General features: G+C 77.8%; 14 protein-coding genes and 1 tRNA gene. 8 read left to right on the top strand and 7 right to left on the bottom strand.

Going from position 1 to position 16,047, the window contains the following annotated elements:
* A complete protein-coding gene (locus BMZ16_RS10600) occupies positions 1 to 219 on the bottom strand; it encodes an SCO4848 family membrane protein (RefSeq protein WP_089801012.1) in 219 nt (72 codons plus the stop codon).
* 72 nt (positions 220 to 291) lie between these two features.
* A complete protein-coding gene (locus BMZ16_RS10605) occupies positions 292 to 1,281 on the bottom strand; it encodes a pirin family protein (RefSeq protein WP_089800300.1) in 990 nt (329 codons plus the stop codon).
* A gap of 64 nt (positions 1,282 to 1,345) precedes the next feature.
* Between BMZ16_RS10605 and BMZ16_RS10610 the strand changes: the two genes are divergently transcribed.
* Together BMZ16_RS10610 and BMZ16_RS10615 are read left to right on the top strand one after the other, a co-directional pair.
* Positions 1,346 to 2,047, top strand: a complete 702-nt coding sequence (locus BMZ16_RS10610) for a hypothetical protein (RefSeq protein WP_089800302.1) — start codon at positions 1,346 to 1,348, stop codon at positions 2,045 to 2,047.
* A 98-nt stretch (positions 2,048 to 2,145) separates the two neighbouring features.
* Positions 2,146 to 2,754 carry a dihydrofolate reductase family protein gene (locus BMZ16_RS10615; RefSeq protein WP_089800304.1) on the top strand — a complete coding sequence of 203 codons (609 nt, stop codon included), beginning with the start codon at positions 2,146 to 2,148 and terminating at the stop codon, positions 2,752 to 2,754.
* Positions 2,755 to 2,791: 37 nt separating this feature from the next.
* On the opposite strand, the gene BMZ16_RS10620 is transcribed toward BMZ16_RS10615, so the two are convergent.
* Genes BMZ16_RS10620 through BMZ16_RS10630 form a run of 3 tightly spaced genes read right to left on the bottom strand, consistent with a single transcriptional unit; the run spans position 2,792 to position 5,948 of the window.
* Positions 2,792 to 3,526: a glycosyltransferase family 2 protein gene (locus tag BMZ16_RS10620; RefSeq protein ID WP_255366563.1), complete on the bottom strand. Its 735-nt coding sequence runs from the start codon at positions 3,524 to 3,526 to the stop codon at positions 2,792 to 2,794.
* Positions 3,523 to 4,923 (bottom strand): bifunctional PIG-L family deacetylase/class I SAM-dependent methyltransferase, encoded by a 1,401-nt coding sequence (locus BMZ16_RS10625; RefSeq protein WP_089800306.1) that lies wholly within the window; start codon positions 4,921 to 4,923, stop codon positions 3,523 to 3,525. The genes BMZ16_RS10620 and BMZ16_RS10625 overlap by 4 nt, the downstream gene beginning before the upstream one ends.
* The gene (locus BMZ16_RS10630) at positions 4,917 to 5,948 is read right to left on the bottom strand and encodes an acyl-CoA dehydrogenase family protein (protein ID WP_255366564.1); all 1,032 of its coding nucleotides are present in this window, start codon (positions 5,946 to 5,948) and stop codon (positions 4,917 to 4,919) included. Before BMZ16_RS10630 ends, BMZ16_RS10625 begins: the two co-directional genes overlap by 7 nt.
* A gap of 202 nt (positions 5,949 to 6,150) precedes the next feature.
* On the opposite strand from BMZ16_RS10630, the gene BMZ16_RS10635 reads away from it, so the two are divergent.
* The 6 genes from BMZ16_RS10635 to BMZ16_RS10660 all read left to right on the top strand — a co-directional run bounded on the left by BMZ16_RS10635 (position 6,151) and on the right by BMZ16_RS10660 (position 11,227).
* Positions 6,151 to 7,566, top strand: coding sequence for an NAD(P)/FAD-dependent oxidoreductase (locus tag BMZ16_RS10635; RefSeq protein WP_089800310.1), 1,416 nt, complete (start codon positions 6,151 to 6,153; stop codon positions 7,564 to 7,566).
* A 33-nt stretch (positions 7,567 to 7,599) separates the two neighbouring features.
* Positions 7,600 to 8,028 carry an NUDIX hydrolase gene (locus tag BMZ16_RS10640; protein ID WP_089800312.1) on the top strand — a complete coding sequence of 143 codons (429 nt, stop codon included), beginning with the start codon at positions 7,600 to 7,602 and terminating at the stop codon, positions 8,026 to 8,028.
* A gap of 1 nt (position 8,029) precedes the next feature.
* Complete coding sequence (locus BMZ16_RS10645; RefSeq protein WP_089800314.1) at positions 8,030 to 8,338, top strand: hypothetical protein; 309 nt, start codon at positions 8,030 to 8,032, stop codon at positions 8,336 to 8,338.
* An 83-nt stretch (positions 8,339 to 8,421) separates the two neighbouring features.
* The gene (locus BMZ16_RS10650; RefSeq protein ID WP_089800316.1) at positions 8,422 to 9,603 is read left to right on the top strand and encodes a hypothetical protein; all 1,182 of its coding nucleotides are present in this window, start codon (positions 8,422 to 8,424) and stop codon (positions 9,601 to 9,603) included.
* 185 nt (positions 9,604 to 9,788) lie between these two features.
* Positions 9,789 to 11,057 carry a threonine/serine exporter family protein gene (locus tag BMZ16_RS10655; RefSeq protein ID WP_089800318.1) on the top strand — a complete coding sequence of 423 codons (1,269 nt, stop codon included), beginning with the start codon at positions 9,789 to 9,791 and terminating at the stop codon, positions 11,055 to 11,057.
* Between the two features lie 80 nt (positions 11,058 to 11,137).
* Positions 11,138 to 11,227: transfer RNA gene (locus BMZ16_RS10660), tRNA-Ser, on the top strand.
* 81 nt (positions 11,228 to 11,308) lie between these two features.
* Here the strand turns inward: BMZ16_RS10660 and BMZ16_RS10665 are convergent.
* Complete coding sequence (locus BMZ16_RS10665) at positions 11,309 to 14,686, bottom strand: DUF7824 domain-containing protein (RefSeq protein WP_089800320.1); 3,378 nt, start codon at positions 14,684 to 14,686, stop codon at positions 11,309 to 11,311.
* Positions 14,683 to 16,002, bottom strand: a complete 1,320-nt coding sequence (locus BMZ16_RS10670; RefSeq protein ID WP_089800322.1) for an SWIM zinc finger family protein — start codon at positions 16,000 to 16,002, stop codon at positions 14,683 to 14,685. Before BMZ16_RS10670 ends, BMZ16_RS10665 begins: the two co-directional genes overlap by 4 nt.
* Positions 16,003 to 16,047 lie beyond the last annotated feature (45 nt).

Consider the following 16,047-nt stretch of genomic DNA (forward strand, 5'->3'; position numbering starts at 1 on the left):
TCACAGCAGCGTGATCAGCCCCAGCACCCCGACCGCGGTGCCCAGCGCCAGCGACACGGCGACGAGCACCAGGTGGACCGTGAAGAAGCGGGTGACGCGGCCGTCGGCGTCGCGCGCCCGCGGGTCGGCGGACACGCGCTGCCAGAACCGGGGCCACACGACGAGGTTCCACACCCCGGCCACGAGCAGGACCACAGACCAGACGACAGGGAGCTCCACGGCCACGATCGTGGCACACGGGGTCCGACGGTCGGGACCGGCGTTCGGCTCCCGTCGCGCGGGCGGCGCCGCTCAGCGCTCGCGGGCCTGCAGCCGGACGTTCGGCAGCTCGGGTGCGGGCAGCGCCGGCCCGTCGTAGCCCTGCACCTCGCCGAACCGGCCGAGCCCGTCGGTGCCCCCGGCGATCGCGGCCTGCCACTGCGCGCGGGCCTCGACGACCTCGTCGTGCGTGCGCCCGACGAAGTTCCACCACATGAGCACCGGCTCGGTGAACGGCGTGCCACCGATGAGCACGGCGCGCACCGGGGTGTCGCCGGCCTCCAGCGCGAGCACGTCCCGGCCGGGCGGGGCGTAGGCCAACCACGACGGCGCCACGTCGTGCCCCTCGAAGCGGAGGTCCCCGGTGTCGACCAGGACACCGTGCTCGAACGACGCGTCGACCGGGAGCGTCACGCGGGCGCCGGCGGGCAGGTCGACCTGTGCGGCGACCAGCGGGGTGTGGGCGCGCGCCGGCGACGCGACGCCACCCAGTGCGCCCATGAACACCCGGACGACGGCACCGTCGAGCGTGAACGTCGGGACGTCGGCGACGTGGTCGAACGCGCGCTCACCGTGCCGTGCGGACTCCGGCAGGGCCGTCCACAGCTGCACGCCGTGCAGCACGGGGCGGTCCGGGAACAGCGCGGGCGTCGCCTCCTCGCTGTGGCAGATGCCGCGCCCGGCCGTCATGAGGTTGAGCTGCCCGGGCTCGACCACCTGCTCCGAGCCCAGCGCGTCACGGTGCAGCACGGCACCCTCGAACAGCCACGTGACGGTCTGCAGCCCGGTGTGCGGGTGCGGGGGCACGTCCATGCCGCCGGTCGCCGCGACGTCGTCGGGCCCGTAGTGGTCCGCGAAGCAGAACGGGCCGACCAGCGAGCGCGCCCGCGACGGCAGCGTGCGGCGCACCGTCATCGCCCGCGGGCCGCCCAGCGGCACGTCGCGGGGCTCGACGAGCTCCACGTCGGCGGCCGGGCCGGCGGCGCACACCTGCTCGTCGGGGTGCGGGTCCAGGTTGGTCACGCGGTCAGGCTACGGGCGGCGCGCCGCTGGGGGGCGACCGGCGCGGGTCGGTACGGTCGCGCGCATGTCCGGGTCGGAGGTGCTGCGTCGCGCCGGTGCACGCTGGGACGACGGGCCGGGCGCCGGGGAGTGGATCGCGCCCCTGCTCGGCGAGCTCGGCGCGAGCGTGGGGGACGCGGTGCCGCTCGGGTACGAGGCGTACGCGGTGGTGCCGCTGTTCCCCCAGGGTGCGGAGCACGACGACGAGCCGGTCGACGGGTACGTGGCGCTGGCACGGCTGCTCGACGCGCTCGCGCCGGCCACCGGGGACCAGCCCGTGCACTGCGGGCTGTGGGAGGGATTCGGCTTCCTGTTCGACCACGGCGCCGACCCCCGCCACGCGCCCGGCATGGGCGTCGGCATCGGGTGGGACCCGGCCGGTCCCGTACCGGACGCCGCCGAGATCGCCCGTGCGCGGGCCGAGGGGGAGGAGGCGATGGCCGCACGCCGCCTCGAGCGCCCCGCCGCCGAGCCGCTGGACCTGCCCCACCGGGCCTACCACCTGTGGACGGGACCGCTGCGCGCCGCACTCGCGCTGCGGGACCTGCCCGGTGACGCACCGTCGCTGATCTGGCCCGAGGACCGGTCCTGGTTCGTCGGCGTGCCGATCTACACGCGCGAGGTCGCGGTGGGGGCGTCGGGGGCCGTCGTCGACGCGCTCCTGGCGGACCGAGGGCTCGACGCGCGCCGTGCCGTGCCCGGCGACGTGCTCGACATCGACGACTGACCGGGACCCGACGCGGCCGCACCCGCACGCCCGACCCCGATGAGTCCGGGCCGTCGCGGCGGTCAGACCCGGGACCGCACCCGACCGGAGGTACCCCCATGGCGACCGTCGTCTCGACCCTGTTCATCTCGCTCGACGGGGTGGCGGAGATCGACCCCGAGTGGCACTTCCCGTACTTCGACGAGCAGATGGGCGCAGCCGTCGGGGAGGACTACGAGGACGTCGACGTGCTGGTCCTGGGCCGTGTCACGTACGACTCGTTCGCCGGGGCGTGGCCGGACCGGGAGGCGGCCGGGGGTGAGGACGCGGCGTTCGCCAAGGACCTCGGTGACGTGCGCAAGCTCGTCGCGACCCGCGGCGAGCAGGACCTCGGGTGGCGCAACGTCGAGCGCACCGCGGACGTGGTCGGCGCCGTCCGGGCGCTGAAGGACGACGCGGCGACGGGCAAGGTGCTGGTCGCCGGCTCGATCTCGGTGGTCCGTCAGCTGCTCGACGCGGGCCTGCTCGACGAGCTGCGGCTGTTCGTCCACCCCGTCGCGGCGCGCACGGGGGAGCGGCTGTTCGCCGCGGCCGGCACGTACCAGCCGTTCGCGCTGCTGCGCTGCGTGGCGCTGCCGCGCGGGGTGCTGCGGGTGGTCTACGCCCCGGCCGCGCTGCCGAGCGAGGCCACGTACGACGACGCGAAGGAGCACCTGCCGGAGTCGTGAGCGACCGGCCCTGCTCCCGGCCGGCAGCGGGCCGGGATCAGACCCGGAGCAGCGTCGCCCGCAGGTGGCCCGCGTACCCGCCCGGGGTGCGGCCCGCCGCGCGACCCGACGTGCGCACGTCGACCGCGTCGGACGCGACGACGCGCGCACCGGTCGCGCGCAGCCGCGCCACCAGGTCGACGTCCTCGTGCTCCGGTGCGGGCACGAACCCGCCCGCCCGCAGGTACGCCGACGCCCGCACGCCGAGGTTGGCGCCGTGGACGTGGCCGTTGGGCCGGCCGGGCACGTGGGTCGCGCGCCACGCGGCCCACTGCGCCGGAGTGAGGTCGGCGGGGTCGGGGTGCACCGTCCCCACCACGACGTCGGCCCCCGTGTCCGCCAGGCGCACGTGCTGGACCAGCCAGTCCGCGGTGACCACCGAGTCGGCGTCGGTGCAGGCCAGCCACGTGGCCGCCGGGTCGGTGGGTCCGGCGGCGAGGGCCGCGGCCACACCGGTGCGGCGGGCGCGGCCCACGTCGCCCGCGTCGAGGTGCAGGACCCGCACACCGCTGTCGGCCCCGGCGGCCACCCGCGCCCCCACGTGCCGCGCGACGACCTCCGCGCTGCCGTCCCGGCAGGCGTCGAGCACGACCACGACGTCCACGGTGCAGCCGCCCCGGGCCAGCAGCGCGTCGCGCGCCGCACCCAGCGCCGCCAGGCACCGGCCCAGCAGCACCTCCTCGTCGCGCACCGGTACGACGACGGCCACGTGCGTCACGGGTGCGGCGCTCACCGCAGCCCCGTGCGCTCGGCGACGGACCGCGGGTCGTGGCTCCACACGTCCAGCAGCAGGTCGGTCTCGCGGTGCTCGACGAGGTGCGCCAGCCCCGCGTCCTGCGCGGCCCGCGCCAGGGCGCGGTGCACGGCGTCCCCGGACAGCGGGTAGTCCGCCACGGGGTGCCGCCAGTGGCAGGCCAGCAGCGTCCCGCCGCCCGCGAGCCGGGTCAGCAGGTCGGGCAGCGCCCGGGTCAGGTCGGCCCGCGACAGGTAGTAGCCGACCTCGGAGAGCACGACCAGGTCGAACGGCCCGCCGGGCAGCGCGTCGTCGCCCGTCCCGCCCAGCGCGCCGCGCACGAGGTCGACGTGCGGGGCGTCGAGCAGGCGCTCGCGGGCGCGCTCCAGGGCGGCGTCGGTCACGTCGGTGCCCGTGAGCGCGTCGCACCTGGTCGCGAGCTCGGCCGTGAGGACGCCGATCGAGCACCCGACCTCCAGGGCGCGCGCGTACCGGGCGTCGGGCAGCGCCGCGAGCGTCAGCGCACGCTTGCGCGCCTCGTACGGGCGGTCGGTGAAGCCCCACGGGTCGGCGTGCCGGGCGTAGGTCGCGTCGAAGTACGTGGCCGGCAGGCTCGCGCGCTCGACCGTGCCGTCGCCGTGCGCAGCGGCCCGGTGCACGACGAACGGCTCGACGTCCCGGTCGAACGTCCGCAGGAACCGCGGGTGCAGCACCGGTGCGTCCGCCGGGTGCTCGGACAGCGGCTGCACCTGCGTCTCGTGGGCCGCGACCGCCCGCTGCTTGAGGAGGACCGCGTGGTCGGACAGCGGCAGCACCCGCAGGTCGTCCCACGGCACGGCGGGGTGGTCGGGCGTCGCCCAGTGCCACAGCCACAGCGGCGCCTCGACGAGCGTGCAGCCCAGCTCGTCGGCGAGCGCGGCGCAGACCTCCGCGAGGACACGGTGGTCCCGGTGGCCGTCGCCGCGCCACGTGGTGACGAGCGTGCGGACCGGCGCGCCGGCGGTCAGGAGCGTGCGCAGGTCGCCGGTCACGCGCTCGCGGACCTCCCGCAGGGTCCCGTCCACGTGGCCCAGCAGGGTCACGGCGGACGCCGGCGACAGGATCTCGACCGCCGCGCGCACCTCGTCGACCCGGCGCCGCGCCAGCGTGGTCGGGTCGAGCGTCGGGGAGCCGGGGTGCGAGCCGCTGCCGTCCGTGACGACGACGACGTCGGCCGGGCGCCCGACCGCGGCGAGCTCGGCCAGCAGCCCACCGGCGGTGAGGGTCTCGTCGTCGGGGTGCGCCGCGACCAGCACGGTGCGCCCCTCGCGCGGCAGGGGCCAGGCCGCCAGCGCGGCCAGCGGCTCGTCCCAGACGTGCGGCGCGGTGCCCGGTGCGCGGCCGTCGAACGTCACCACGGGGCGTCGTCCCGGCCCGCCAGCGTCGCGCCCAGGGAGGCGTCGTCGCGCTCGGCGTGCTGCTGGCGGACGTAGACCTGCAGGTCCGCGACGCGCTTGGCGTGCACGGCGTCCAGCGCGAGGGGTGCCGGGCCGAGCGCGTGGCCGACGCGCGTCAGGACGTCCTCGCACGTGCGGGCCACGGTGGCCCGCGTGCGCTTGGCGACCACCGGGCCGGGGACGCGGTCGACCTCGCCGTCCACGACGCGGGCCGCCTCCTCGAGCGCCCTGCGGGCGTCCTGCAGCGCGACGTCCACGGCCCCCAGGTGCATCGCGACCAGGCGGTCGTCGCTCGTCGCGGCCCGCCGCCACAGCGTGCGGGCCAGGGCCACCGCACCGCCGTACCAGCACGCCGCGACGCCGGTCCCGCCCCACCAGAACCCCGGCCGCTCCAGGTACCAGCCCGGCGCGCCGACCGGCGTCGCCGGGACGTCGTCGAACGCCACGGGCGTCGACGGGATCTCGGCGAGCCCGCGGGACGCCCAGGGCTGGTCGACCAGGGAGACGCCCGCGTCCCGCAGGTCCACCGCGAACAGGCCGCGTCCGCCGCCCGGCAGGTGCGCGGTGACCAGGGCGGCGTCGAGGCGGTCCGCCAGCGAGCACCAGGGCTTGACCCCCGTCAGGCGCCAGCGGTCCGGCCGCGGCGCGCCGGGGTCGGCCCCGCCCTCGGGCACCGCCTCCAGCCGTGCGCCCGGCCCCTCGGCCGCGAACACCCCCCACGTGCGGTCGGCGGCGGCCGGGAGCCCGGCCTGCTCGCGGATCGCGACCGCGTCGAGGTGCGGCTCGACCGCACGGGCGACGGCGAGGTCGTGCGCGGCCAGCGTCGCGAGCAGGGACCACAGGCGGGCGGTGGCGCCGGCGCCCGGCCGCAGGTCCGCGGGCCAGGTGCGCACGGTCGCCAGCGCGTCGTCGGGGTCGGTGGGGAGTGCGTCCGGCAGCCACGGCGTCACGTCGCCGATCTGCACGGGGGCGACGATGCGGGGCACGGGCGTCCTCGGGAGGGGTGGGGCGGTCCTGCAGATCATCACCGCCGGGGGCCCGGGCGGCGACCGGAACGGGTGCCCCGGTGCGGTAGCCGCCGCGCGAGCGCCCCACGACGCAGGCGGCGGCCACCGGGCACCGGTGCCGGACCGTGTCCCGCCCGGGGCTGGTGCCCGGCCGCGGGGGCGGTGAGGATGGTCCGGGACCGTGCAGGGGGTGCGCGTGCAGGACGTCGTCGTGATCGGTGCGGGCATGGCCGGGCTGCTGGCCGCCGCCGCCCTGGCGCGCGACGGGCGGACCGTCACCCTGCTGGACCGCGACCTGCTGCCCGACGTGCCGCAGCCCCGGCCCGGCGTCCCGCAGGGTCGTCAGCCCCACCTGCTGCTGCACCGCGGGCTGTCCGCCGTCGAGGACCTGCTGCCCGGCTTCCGGGACGAGCTGCAGGCTGCCGGCGCCGTCGCGGTCGACACCGGTGACCTGGCGTGGTGGGGACCGCCGGGCTGGGCCCCGCGGGCACGCCAGCTCGAGGTGCTGCTCGCGTCGCGGCCCCTGGTCGAGCACCTCGTGCGCCGCCGGGTGTCGGCGCTGCCCGGCGTGCGGGTGGTCGCCGCGGTGCGCGGGGCGGGGCTGCGCCGGGGCGAGGAGGGCGGGCCGCGGTGGTGGGTGGACACCGTCGAGGCGGGCTGGGCGGACACCCCGGACGGCGGACCGGGCGACGCCGACGGGCGGCACGCGTGGCCCGCGGACCTCGTCGTCGACGCATCCGGGCGCGCCTCGCGGCTGCCGGTGTGGCTGCGGGCGCTCGGTCTGCCCGCGGCGCGCGTCGAGGAGGTCGACGCCCACGTCGGCTACGCCACCGTCCGCGTGCGGCTGCCCGCCGACGCGCTGGGTGCCGCCGGCGTGGTGCTGCTGCAGCAGCGGGGCCGCGGGGGCGGGCTCGCGCTGCCCGCCGAGGGCGGCTGGTGGACCGTCACGGCCGTCGGGGCCGGCGCCCTGCGCCCGCCGCGCGACCTGCCCGGCCTGCGCGCCTACCTCGCCGGGCTGCCCGACGACGCCCTCGCCCGCGTCGCCGCGGCCGGTGCCGTCGACGGGGACGTGGCGTCGCACCGCCAGACCGGCAACCGCCGGCACCGGTACGACCGCGTGCGCGGCTGGCCCGACGGGCTCGTCGCGGTCGGGGACGCGCTGTGCGCGTTCGACCCGGTGTACGGGCAGGGCATCACCGTGGCGGCGCTGGAGGCGCAGGCGCTGCGGGCCGCCGACGCCCGCGGTGACCTGACGGCGCCCGGGGGAGCGGCGCGCCTGCTGCGGGAGTGCGTGCGGCTCGGCGCGGTGCCCTGGCGGATCGCGACCGGCGAGGACCGGGCGCTGGCCGGGCTGCCCGGTCCCCGGTCGCCGGTGTCGGCGCTCGCGGGGCGGTGGATCGGGGAACTCACCCGCATGGCCGCGCACGGGGACACGGTCGCCCAGGCCGGTCTGTCGCGGGTCTACCACCTGGTCGCGCCGCCGACGAGCCTGTTCCGGCCGTCCCTCCTGGTCCGCGGCCTGCGCGCCCGCCTGCGGGGGTACGGCCCGCCGGTGCCGCGGCCCGCGCTGCTGCCGGTGGACGAGGCGGACCGGTGAGGTGGTCGGCGGCGGACGGTAGCGTCGTCGCCCGTGGACACCCGGGTCGCCGCGTACGCCGTCGTCGTCGACGAGGGGCGGATGCTGCTCGTGCACTGGTCGGAGGGTGCGCTGCGGGGGTGGTCCCTGCCCGGGGGCGGTCTGGAGCCCGGGGAGCACCCCGAGGCCGCTGTCGTCCGGGAGGTCCGCGAGGAGACCGGGTACGACGTCGTGGTCGACGGGCTGACCGGCGTCGAGTCCGTCGTCTACCCCTCGGCGGAGCGGGCCCACCCGGACCTGCCCGACCTGCACGCCCTGGGCATCCTGTACCGCGCGCACGTCGTCGGCGGCGCGCTGGCGCACGAGGTCGACGGCTCCACCGACGAGGCCGTCTGGGTACCGCTGGACGACGTCGACGCCCTGGACCGCGTGCCCCTGGTCGACGCCGCCCGCCGTGCGGCCGGGCTGCTCGTGCGGGACTGACGTGCCGTCCTACCGCATCACCGCGTCCGTGGGGCTGCTGCGCCCCGGCACGTCCGCGCCCGACGTGCTGCCCGAGGCGGTCGCCGCCGCCCGCGCGCTCGCCACCGTCGAGGCGTTCGACGTCGGCGTCGTGCGGGGGCAGGCGCGCGTGACCGTCCGCTTCGAGGTCGACCACGACACCGCCGCCCGCCGGGTCGGCCGGGCCGTGCTGGAGCGCCTGGACGACCTCGCCGAGATCGCCGACGGGCAGCTCGTGCGCCGCTACGGCAACCGCTGGTACCCGCCGCGCAAGCCGGGCCACCGCGACTGACCGCGCGCCGGTCCGGCCCGTCGGTCGGGTGACACGGCGGGGTGGCGGTGGTCCGGTCGGGGACGGCCGGGCAGGCTGGGGGCGTGGCCTCCCTGGACGACGTCGTCGACGACCTGTACGGCGGGGCGCTCGACGACTTCGTCGCGCGCCGTGACGCCGCCGTCCGCGCGGCGAAGGCGGCCAAGGACAAGGCCACCGCCGCGCGGATCGCGTCGCTGCGCAAGCCGACGGTCGCCGCGTGGGCGGTGAACCTGCTGGTCCGGGACGACCCGTCGCTCGCCGACGCGCTGCGCGACCTGGGCGAGGGCATGCGCGACGCCGAGCGCTCGCTGGACGGGCCCGCCCTGCGCGAGCTGGGCAAGCAGCGACGCGCACTCGTCTCCGGCCTGGTCGCGCGGGCGCGACGGCTCGCGGCCGCGGGTGGCCAGAAGCTCTCGACGGCCGCGTCGCAGGAGGTCGAGCAGACGCTGACGGCGGCGCTCGCGGACCCGCGTGTGGCCGACGCGGTGGCGGCCGGCACGCTCACGCACGGCACCGAGCACGTCGGCTTCGGCTCCGCGGACGCGTCCCCCGAGGGTGAGCGTGCCGGGGTGGTCCCGGAGTCGGGCACCAGCCCCGCACGCTCCCGGTCCGAGGGCACCGGTGCGACGCGCGGTGCCGGGACGCGTCCCGGGGTGCGCGCGGGCGGGCGGCCCGGTGCGGCGGCGTCATCGGCGGCGCGGGCCGACCGCGGGGACGACGCCCCCGGCACGTCCGACGACGCCGCCGCCTCGTCCGACGACGCCGCCGGCTCGGGTGGAGGTCGGACGCGTCCGTCGTCCACGACGTCGGCCAAGGCCGCGGCCGAGGGGCGGGAGCGTGCACGCCGGGCGCAGGAGGCGGAGCGGCTGCGGCACCGGCACGAGCACGCGGTCGCGGCGCGCGAGGCCGCCGAGGCGGACCTGGACCGGGCGCGGACCCGGCACGAGGACGTCGCCACCGCGGAGCAGGCGGCGGTCGCGACGCTGGAGGACGCGGAGCGCGAGCAGCAGGACGCGTACGCCGCCGAGCAGCAGCTCGTCGAGGCCCTCGCGGACGTGCGCCGTCGCCTCGCCGACGCCCGCGCCGCACTGCCGCGTGCCGACGAGGCGCTCGTGGCGGCCCGCACGCGGGCGCGCGACCAGGAGAAGGCCGTGCGGGCGGCGGCGCGGGAACTCGAGCGCGCCACGAAGGCCGCTGAGCGTGCCCGCGACCAGGAGCAGCGCGCGGCCGACGCCCTCCCCTGATCCGACGCCCTGCCCTGATCCGACGCCCTGCCCTGATCCGACGCCCTGCCCTGGTCCCGTCGGCTGCCAGGAGCGCGCACGCCCCGAGAGGTCGGCGGCTGTCGCCGTTGCCTACGCCCCCGGCGCCCTGCGTCTGCGGGGCGGACGTCCTGCCACCCGGCGGCGTGTCCGGCGATGATGGCACCGTGCCCACCGAACCGGACGACGACGAGCTCGAGCTGATCCGCCGCTCGGGAGCCGTGCTGCGCGTGGGGCGGCTCAGCCTCGCGTCGGGCACGGGCTCGTACCGCGTGAAGGCGTCGATGGCGCGCGTCGCGGGCGCGCTCGGCATCGACCGGCACCACGCGCACGTCACGCTCACCGAGATCACGACGACGTCCCACCGCGGGCGGTCGTTCCGCACCGAGGTCACCGAGGTCCGCACGGTCGGCGTCAACACCGACCGCCTGGCCGAGCTCGAGCTGCTGGCCCAGCGCGTCGAGGCGCGGGCACCCGTCACCGTCGAGGACCTGACGGTCGAGATCGACCGGATCGCCGCCAAGCCGCCGCTGTACCCGGTGGTGCTGAACGCCCTGTGGGCGGCCGTGGCGTGCGCGGCGTTCGCGTTCCTCAACAACGGCGGCGCGGTCGAGGTCGCCGGGGCGTTCGTCGGCGCCGGCCTGGGGCAGGGGCTGCGGCGCGTCATGCTGCACCGCGGGTTCAACCAGTTCGGCGTGACGATGCTCGCGGCGACGCTGGCCAGCCTGTCGTACCTGGGATTCGTCCAGGCCCTGCACCTGCTGGGGGTCACCGGCGGCGTGCACGAGGCGGGGTACGTGGCCGCCGCCCTGTTCCTGGTGCCCGGGTTCCCGCTCGTCACCGGCGCCCTGGACCTGGCCAAGCTCGACTTCTCGGCGGGCGTCGCCCGGCTGACGTGGGCGCTGATGATCTTCGTGTCCGCCGCGTTCGCGGTGTGGGCGGTGTCGATCGTCGTGGGGCTGAGCCCCGACCCGCCGCGTGAGCTCGCGCTGGACCCGGCCCTGATGACCCTGCTGCGGCTGCTCGCGTCGTTCGTCGGCGTGCTCGGCTTCGCGCTGATGTTCAACAGCCCGTGGCGCATGGCGCTCGTCGCGGCGGGCGTCGCGGCACTGCCCAACCTGCTGCGCGTCGAGGCCGTCGTGCTGCTGGACTGGCCGCCGCAGGCCGCCGCCGCCGTCGCCGCGTTCCTCGTCGGTCTGCTCGCCGCGTGGATCGCGCCCCGGCTGAACATCCCGCGCATCACCGTGTACGTGCCGGCCGTGACGATCATGGTCCCCGGCGTGCCGGCGTACCGGGCCGTGTACTACCTGAGCAACGGGGACGTCGCGCAGGCACTGACCTACGGCGTCTCCGCCGCGCTGGTGGTCACCGCGCTCGCGGTCGGCCTGGCGGTCGCGCGCATGGTCACGGACCGTGAGTGGGGCTTCGAGCACTGACCCGTCCGGGTCTGCCGCGCGAGCCCGCCACGTACTCGCTTTGGTCGCAGGACGAGGGACCGGTAACGTGTGCTCGTCCTGGAGACGTCGCATAGCCAGGTCTAGTGCGCGGCCCTGCTAAGGCCGTGAAGGGGTCAACCCTTCCGTGGGTTCAAATCCCACCGTCTCCGCAGCACGAGGGCCCGGTCCACGAGGACCGGGCCCTCGTCGTACGGGGCGGCCACGGGGACCCGCGCGTCACGCGGCGCCGGTCAGGTGCCCAGCACCTGCTCCGCGAGCGCAGCCGCCTTGCGTCGGACCGTCGCCGACCGCGCCGACGCGGCGAGGTCCGCCAGACCCGGCCACGCGGCGGCGTCGGCGGGCAGCAGGCCACGGCTCACGGCCTCACGCAGGAGCGGCGCCCGGTGCAGGGCGACGTCCAGGACACGATGCACCCACCGCGGTGGGGAGCCCTCGAACGTCGCCGCGTGCCGGACGGACTCCACGAGGACGGGCCAGAGCACCGGGAGCGTCGCCGCGTCGACGTCGAGCGGACGCACCAGATGTCCCGGGTTCACGTGCTCGGAGGGCAGCAGCGCCCGCACCGCGTGCGTCACCGCCGCGGACCCGACGAGCCGTGACCCGAGGGTGGCCCGGACCTGGCCCGCGGTGTACGGGCTGTCGGTGCTGAGGCCGAGGAGCAGGACGGCCACCATCGACGTCGTCAGCGGCGGGACGTCCGGCCCCGTCGGCGGCCGGTGCGAGCCGTCGCGCCAGTTGCGGTACGGCGAGACGACGATCCGCTCCGTGCCGACGTCCCACCGCAGCCAGGAGTCGGCGTGCCGGCGACCGCTCTCCGGCAGCGGCAGGGACGCGGCCTCGCACTGGCCCTCCTGCTCGAGCTCGTGGAACGCCGTCTTGCGGACGCGGTACGTCGAGCCGTCCGGCAGCGCGACGTCCAGAGCGGGCGGCGCACCCGGGTGGTCCGGCGCCCGCACCGTGAGCACGGCGCCGTCGACGACGGCCGGACGGGTGCCGGCATCCACGGGCCAGACCTCGTCGAACGACGGGGCCGGGAGCGCGGCCGTCGTCGGCGCCGGCGGGTCGCGGCGCTCGGGCAGCTCGGCGGTCACCGCGCACGCCGCGACGACGGCCCGCGAGGTCCCACCGCGCCTCGCGAGGGCACGCGTACCGGGGAGCTCGAGCGCCGACGCGGGTGCCGTGCCCTCCACGACGGCGGCACGCACCGCCGGGAGCAGGCTCTGCACGGCCTCCGCGACCTCGGACGTCCCCGCGGGCAGACGGGACCTCGTGAGCGACGCGGCGAGGACGTCGTCGAGGAGGGGCCACACGACGGCGAGCAGCCCGTCCGCGGCGAGCTCGACGCAGGCACGGGCGAACGACGCGAGCGCCGTCGGCGTGAGGGACCAGTCGAGCAGCCGGACGTCGGCCGCCCCCGGTCGCAGCAGACCGCGTTCCCACGCCTCCAGGACCGCGGTCGTGCCGTCGGGCGCCGCCACCGGGTGGAAGCCCCGCTGCGCGCCGACCACGTTCGCCGCGAGCCCGGGCGGCAGCGGGGTCCCCCGGCGCACCGCCTGGCGCAGCCGCAGACCGGCATCGGCGGTCTCGGAGGACCGGATCCACGTGCCCGCGGCGTCGCCCCAGGTGGGGAGGGTCTCGGCGCCGAGAGGCGCGAAGGCCGGGAGGGCCGTGAGTCGTGCGGGCAGCCCGGCGAGCGAGGCCGGCACGACGATCGCCCCCGGTTCCCAGCGCCGACCGTCCGCGGACCGGCGCAGCGCGGGCTCGAGGACAGGGTCGGTGAGGTACCGCGCGGCGACCGGGCCCGCGGTGAGCCGGGCTGCCCCGTCCGAGTGCCCTTGCCACGTCGACCGGAGGCGTGCCAGCAGACCGCGGTCCGGTGCCGGCTGGTCGGGCTGCAGGACCGGGACGGCCAGCCGCTCGAGCGCGGACCGCACGTCCGCGGTCGCCAGCGACACGTCGGTGCGGGTCAGGGCGAGGTGGAGGTCGCCCTCGGAGACCGCCACGCCGGCGTCCGCGTAGGCCTGCAGCCGCACGACCAGGTCGGCCGGGTCGATGCGCAGGTCCACCCACGTGGGCATCGAGAGCATCACCGGGATCTCGCCCCACCGTCCGACGACCGCCGCCTCGCGCGCGTCGACGGGCGCGCGGACGAGCGCGGGCAGCGGCCAGGAGCGGTGGGACGTCGCGGGGTGGCCAGGCGTGTCCCGCAGTCGGGACGGCGTGCCCGCGAGCCAGTCCGGGACGCAGCGCAGGCCCGCGACCTCGGACGGTCGGACGCCCGCCAGTGCCGTGCGCGCCGCGGCGGGGTCGGTGTACGCCACCGCGGTGGCCAGCGCGAGGAGCTGCTCGACGTGGACGTCCACGACGTCGGCGGGGCGTCCGGTGAGCGCGGCGGCAGCAGCCGTGAGGGCGTCCGGGGTCACCGGGCCGACGTCGAACCGGGGGACGTCCCACAGCGGCGGCGTCGGGAGCCAGCGCGCGACCACCACGGGCCCGCCGTCCGGCTCGGGGTCCACGTCCACGTCCGCGCCCCACGCGGTCACGAGGGCCGTCGCGGCTCGCCCGAGGGGGCGGTCCGGTGCGGTCGTCATCGGCGCCACCAGCGGCGCCACGGCCTCGACCACGTGGTCGGCGGGCCGCGGGCGGGACGCCGCGGTCGCCAGGACGAGCCGTCGGGCCTTGCGGCTGCGGACCAGCAGCGCCACGGTCAGCACGTCCGCCAGCAGGTCCTCGGGGACGCCCGCCACGAGCGGGGGTGCCAGGGCCTCGACGACGGCCGGGTCGCCGTGCGCGAGGGCGGGCACGAGGACGTCGGCGCGGTCGAGGAGCTCGCCGTCGGTCGCGCCGAGCGGACCGGTGAGGAGGCGGGTCCACGCGGTGCGGTCGCCGGGGCGCTGCGCGGAGTCGAGCCCGGCGACGGCGATCTCGAGCGCCTCGTCGCGCGGGACCAGGCCCTGCTCGACGACCGCGGCGAGGACGCCGCCGAACGACGGCAGCGGCGGGACGCCGGCCTCCCGGGCGGCCCGCAGGTGCTCCGTGGCGCGTCGCAGCACCGTCGCACGTGCGAGCACGGCGGTGCCGGCCGCGGCCTGCCGGCCCTCGGGGGGGACCGCGTAGGACGTCTGCGCCACCCAGTGCTCGAGGTACCCGCGCGACGCGGGCACCGGCAGGTCGTGCAGGTCCACGAGGCTCACGGCCGCCGCCGAGAGCGGGGTGGTCACCGTCCAGGGGCGCCGGGCGACGAGGTCGGCGACGCGTCGGGCGAGCCGGGGCCCGTGCGGCGCCAGCAGGCGCGCCGCGAGCGGCCCGGGGAGCGGGAACCTCTCCAGCAGCTCGACCGCGCGGAGCGCGTCGACCCCTTGACGCAGCGCGAACGCGGTCAGCAGGTGCTCGTCGACGCCGCCGACCAGGCTCGTCCACCGGTACCCGCGGATCGAGTCGTCCCACCGGTGGTGCTCGCGCCACGGGCCGGCGGCCAGGCCGGCGCGAGCGGCGGCGCGCTGCTCGGGTGTGCCGAGCGGCAGGTTCTCGACGTCCTCCAGGGTCGCCGTCGCCCAGCCCAGGTCCCGGAAGACCTCGACGGCGGCGTCGAGCCCGGGCGTGCTCATGACGGCGCCTCCGTGCGGATCCGTACGGCCAGGACGTGCGCGCAGGGGCCGCGGCCGGTCCCGTGCTTCAGGAACCAGGGGCAGGTGCACCGGGTGCCGGTCCCGGTCACGCGGTACGGGGGACCGTCGCCCGAGCGCCGGCGCACGGTCCAGCCGTCGCCGTCGGCCACCACCGCCCCGTCGGCGACCAGGCGACGCGCGCCGACGAGCCGCGGGTTGTCCTTCGCGACGCGTGCCGGGTCGTGGGGCAGCTCGCGGTGGAACCACGCCGCATCGTGCAGGTCCCAGCCGATGCGCCCGTCGGCCGCCAGGACGGCCAGCGCGGCCCGCACCCGGGTCTCGTCGAGCGCCGTGTCGCGGGCGAGGCGGGCGACGTCGACGACCGGCTCGAACGCGAGCAGCGCGGCGACGAGGTCCGCGTCCTCGGCGACGGTCGCACCCGTGAGCGCGGACAGCAGCGAGCCCTCCCCGGAGTGCCCGCGCCACGCCTCGTCGGTGAGGCCCAGCACGAGGCGGGCCCCCGGCAGCGTGAGCTCGACGACGGCCGGGCCTGGCTCGGCGGCGCCGTGCACCGTCATGCCGGTGACGTGCACCAGCAGGCGCTTCGCCGCGTTGAGGCGGTGCAGCCCGGCGACGTGCACGCCGCCGGGGGTCGGGCGCGGTGAGACGCGCACGGCGTCGCGCGCGGCGACGAGCCACCCGGAGCGGCCCGCCCCGGTGGCCGCCGGCAGCGCCGCGACGAAGGCCCGGGCACCGGCCGCCCCCACGGTGAACGCGAGCGGGAGCCCGTGGTGCATCTCGGCCACGTTCCCCAGCGCGCGCACCCACCGGTCCGGCATCGCCACGGGCCGCTCGACGGCGGTGGCCTGCGGGGTGGACATCGTCAGACCGCCGCGCCCGACGTCGAGGTGCAGGAGCTTGTCGCGGCCCACGCGGGTGAGTGCCGCGCGCGTCGTCGTGCCGATGTCGACGTTGGTGGTGCCGTGGCCGACGGTGCCCGAGTCGAGCGCGTCGGGCAGCAGGTCGAGCCGGGCGTACACGCCGTTGCAGGCCGAGAAGCACTCGGCCCGCAGCCGGTCGCCGTGCGCGGTCAGGACGGGGTCCCGGAGGGTGGTCGGCACGTACTGGAAGTACCGCGTCGCCGTGACGTCGGCGAGCGTGACCAGGCCGCGGGCGAGCACCTGCGGGTGCGCGGCGAAGCCGTGGCAGAAGCTCGGGTCCTGCTCCACGCCGCGCGGCGTCAGGGCGGGGGCGAGCCCGAGCACCAAGCCGTCCTCGCCGAGGTGGGACGGCCGCGTGAACGTCCGGGTGGTCACGGCGCGGAGTCTAGGGGCGGGCACCGGCGGGCCGTGGGGGTGCGG

The organism is Cellulomonas sp. KH9 (assembly GCF_900114185.1).
In the GTDB taxonomy this organism is placed as follows: Bacteria; Actinomycetota; Actinomycetes; order Actinomycetales; family Cellulomonadaceae; genus Cellulomonas.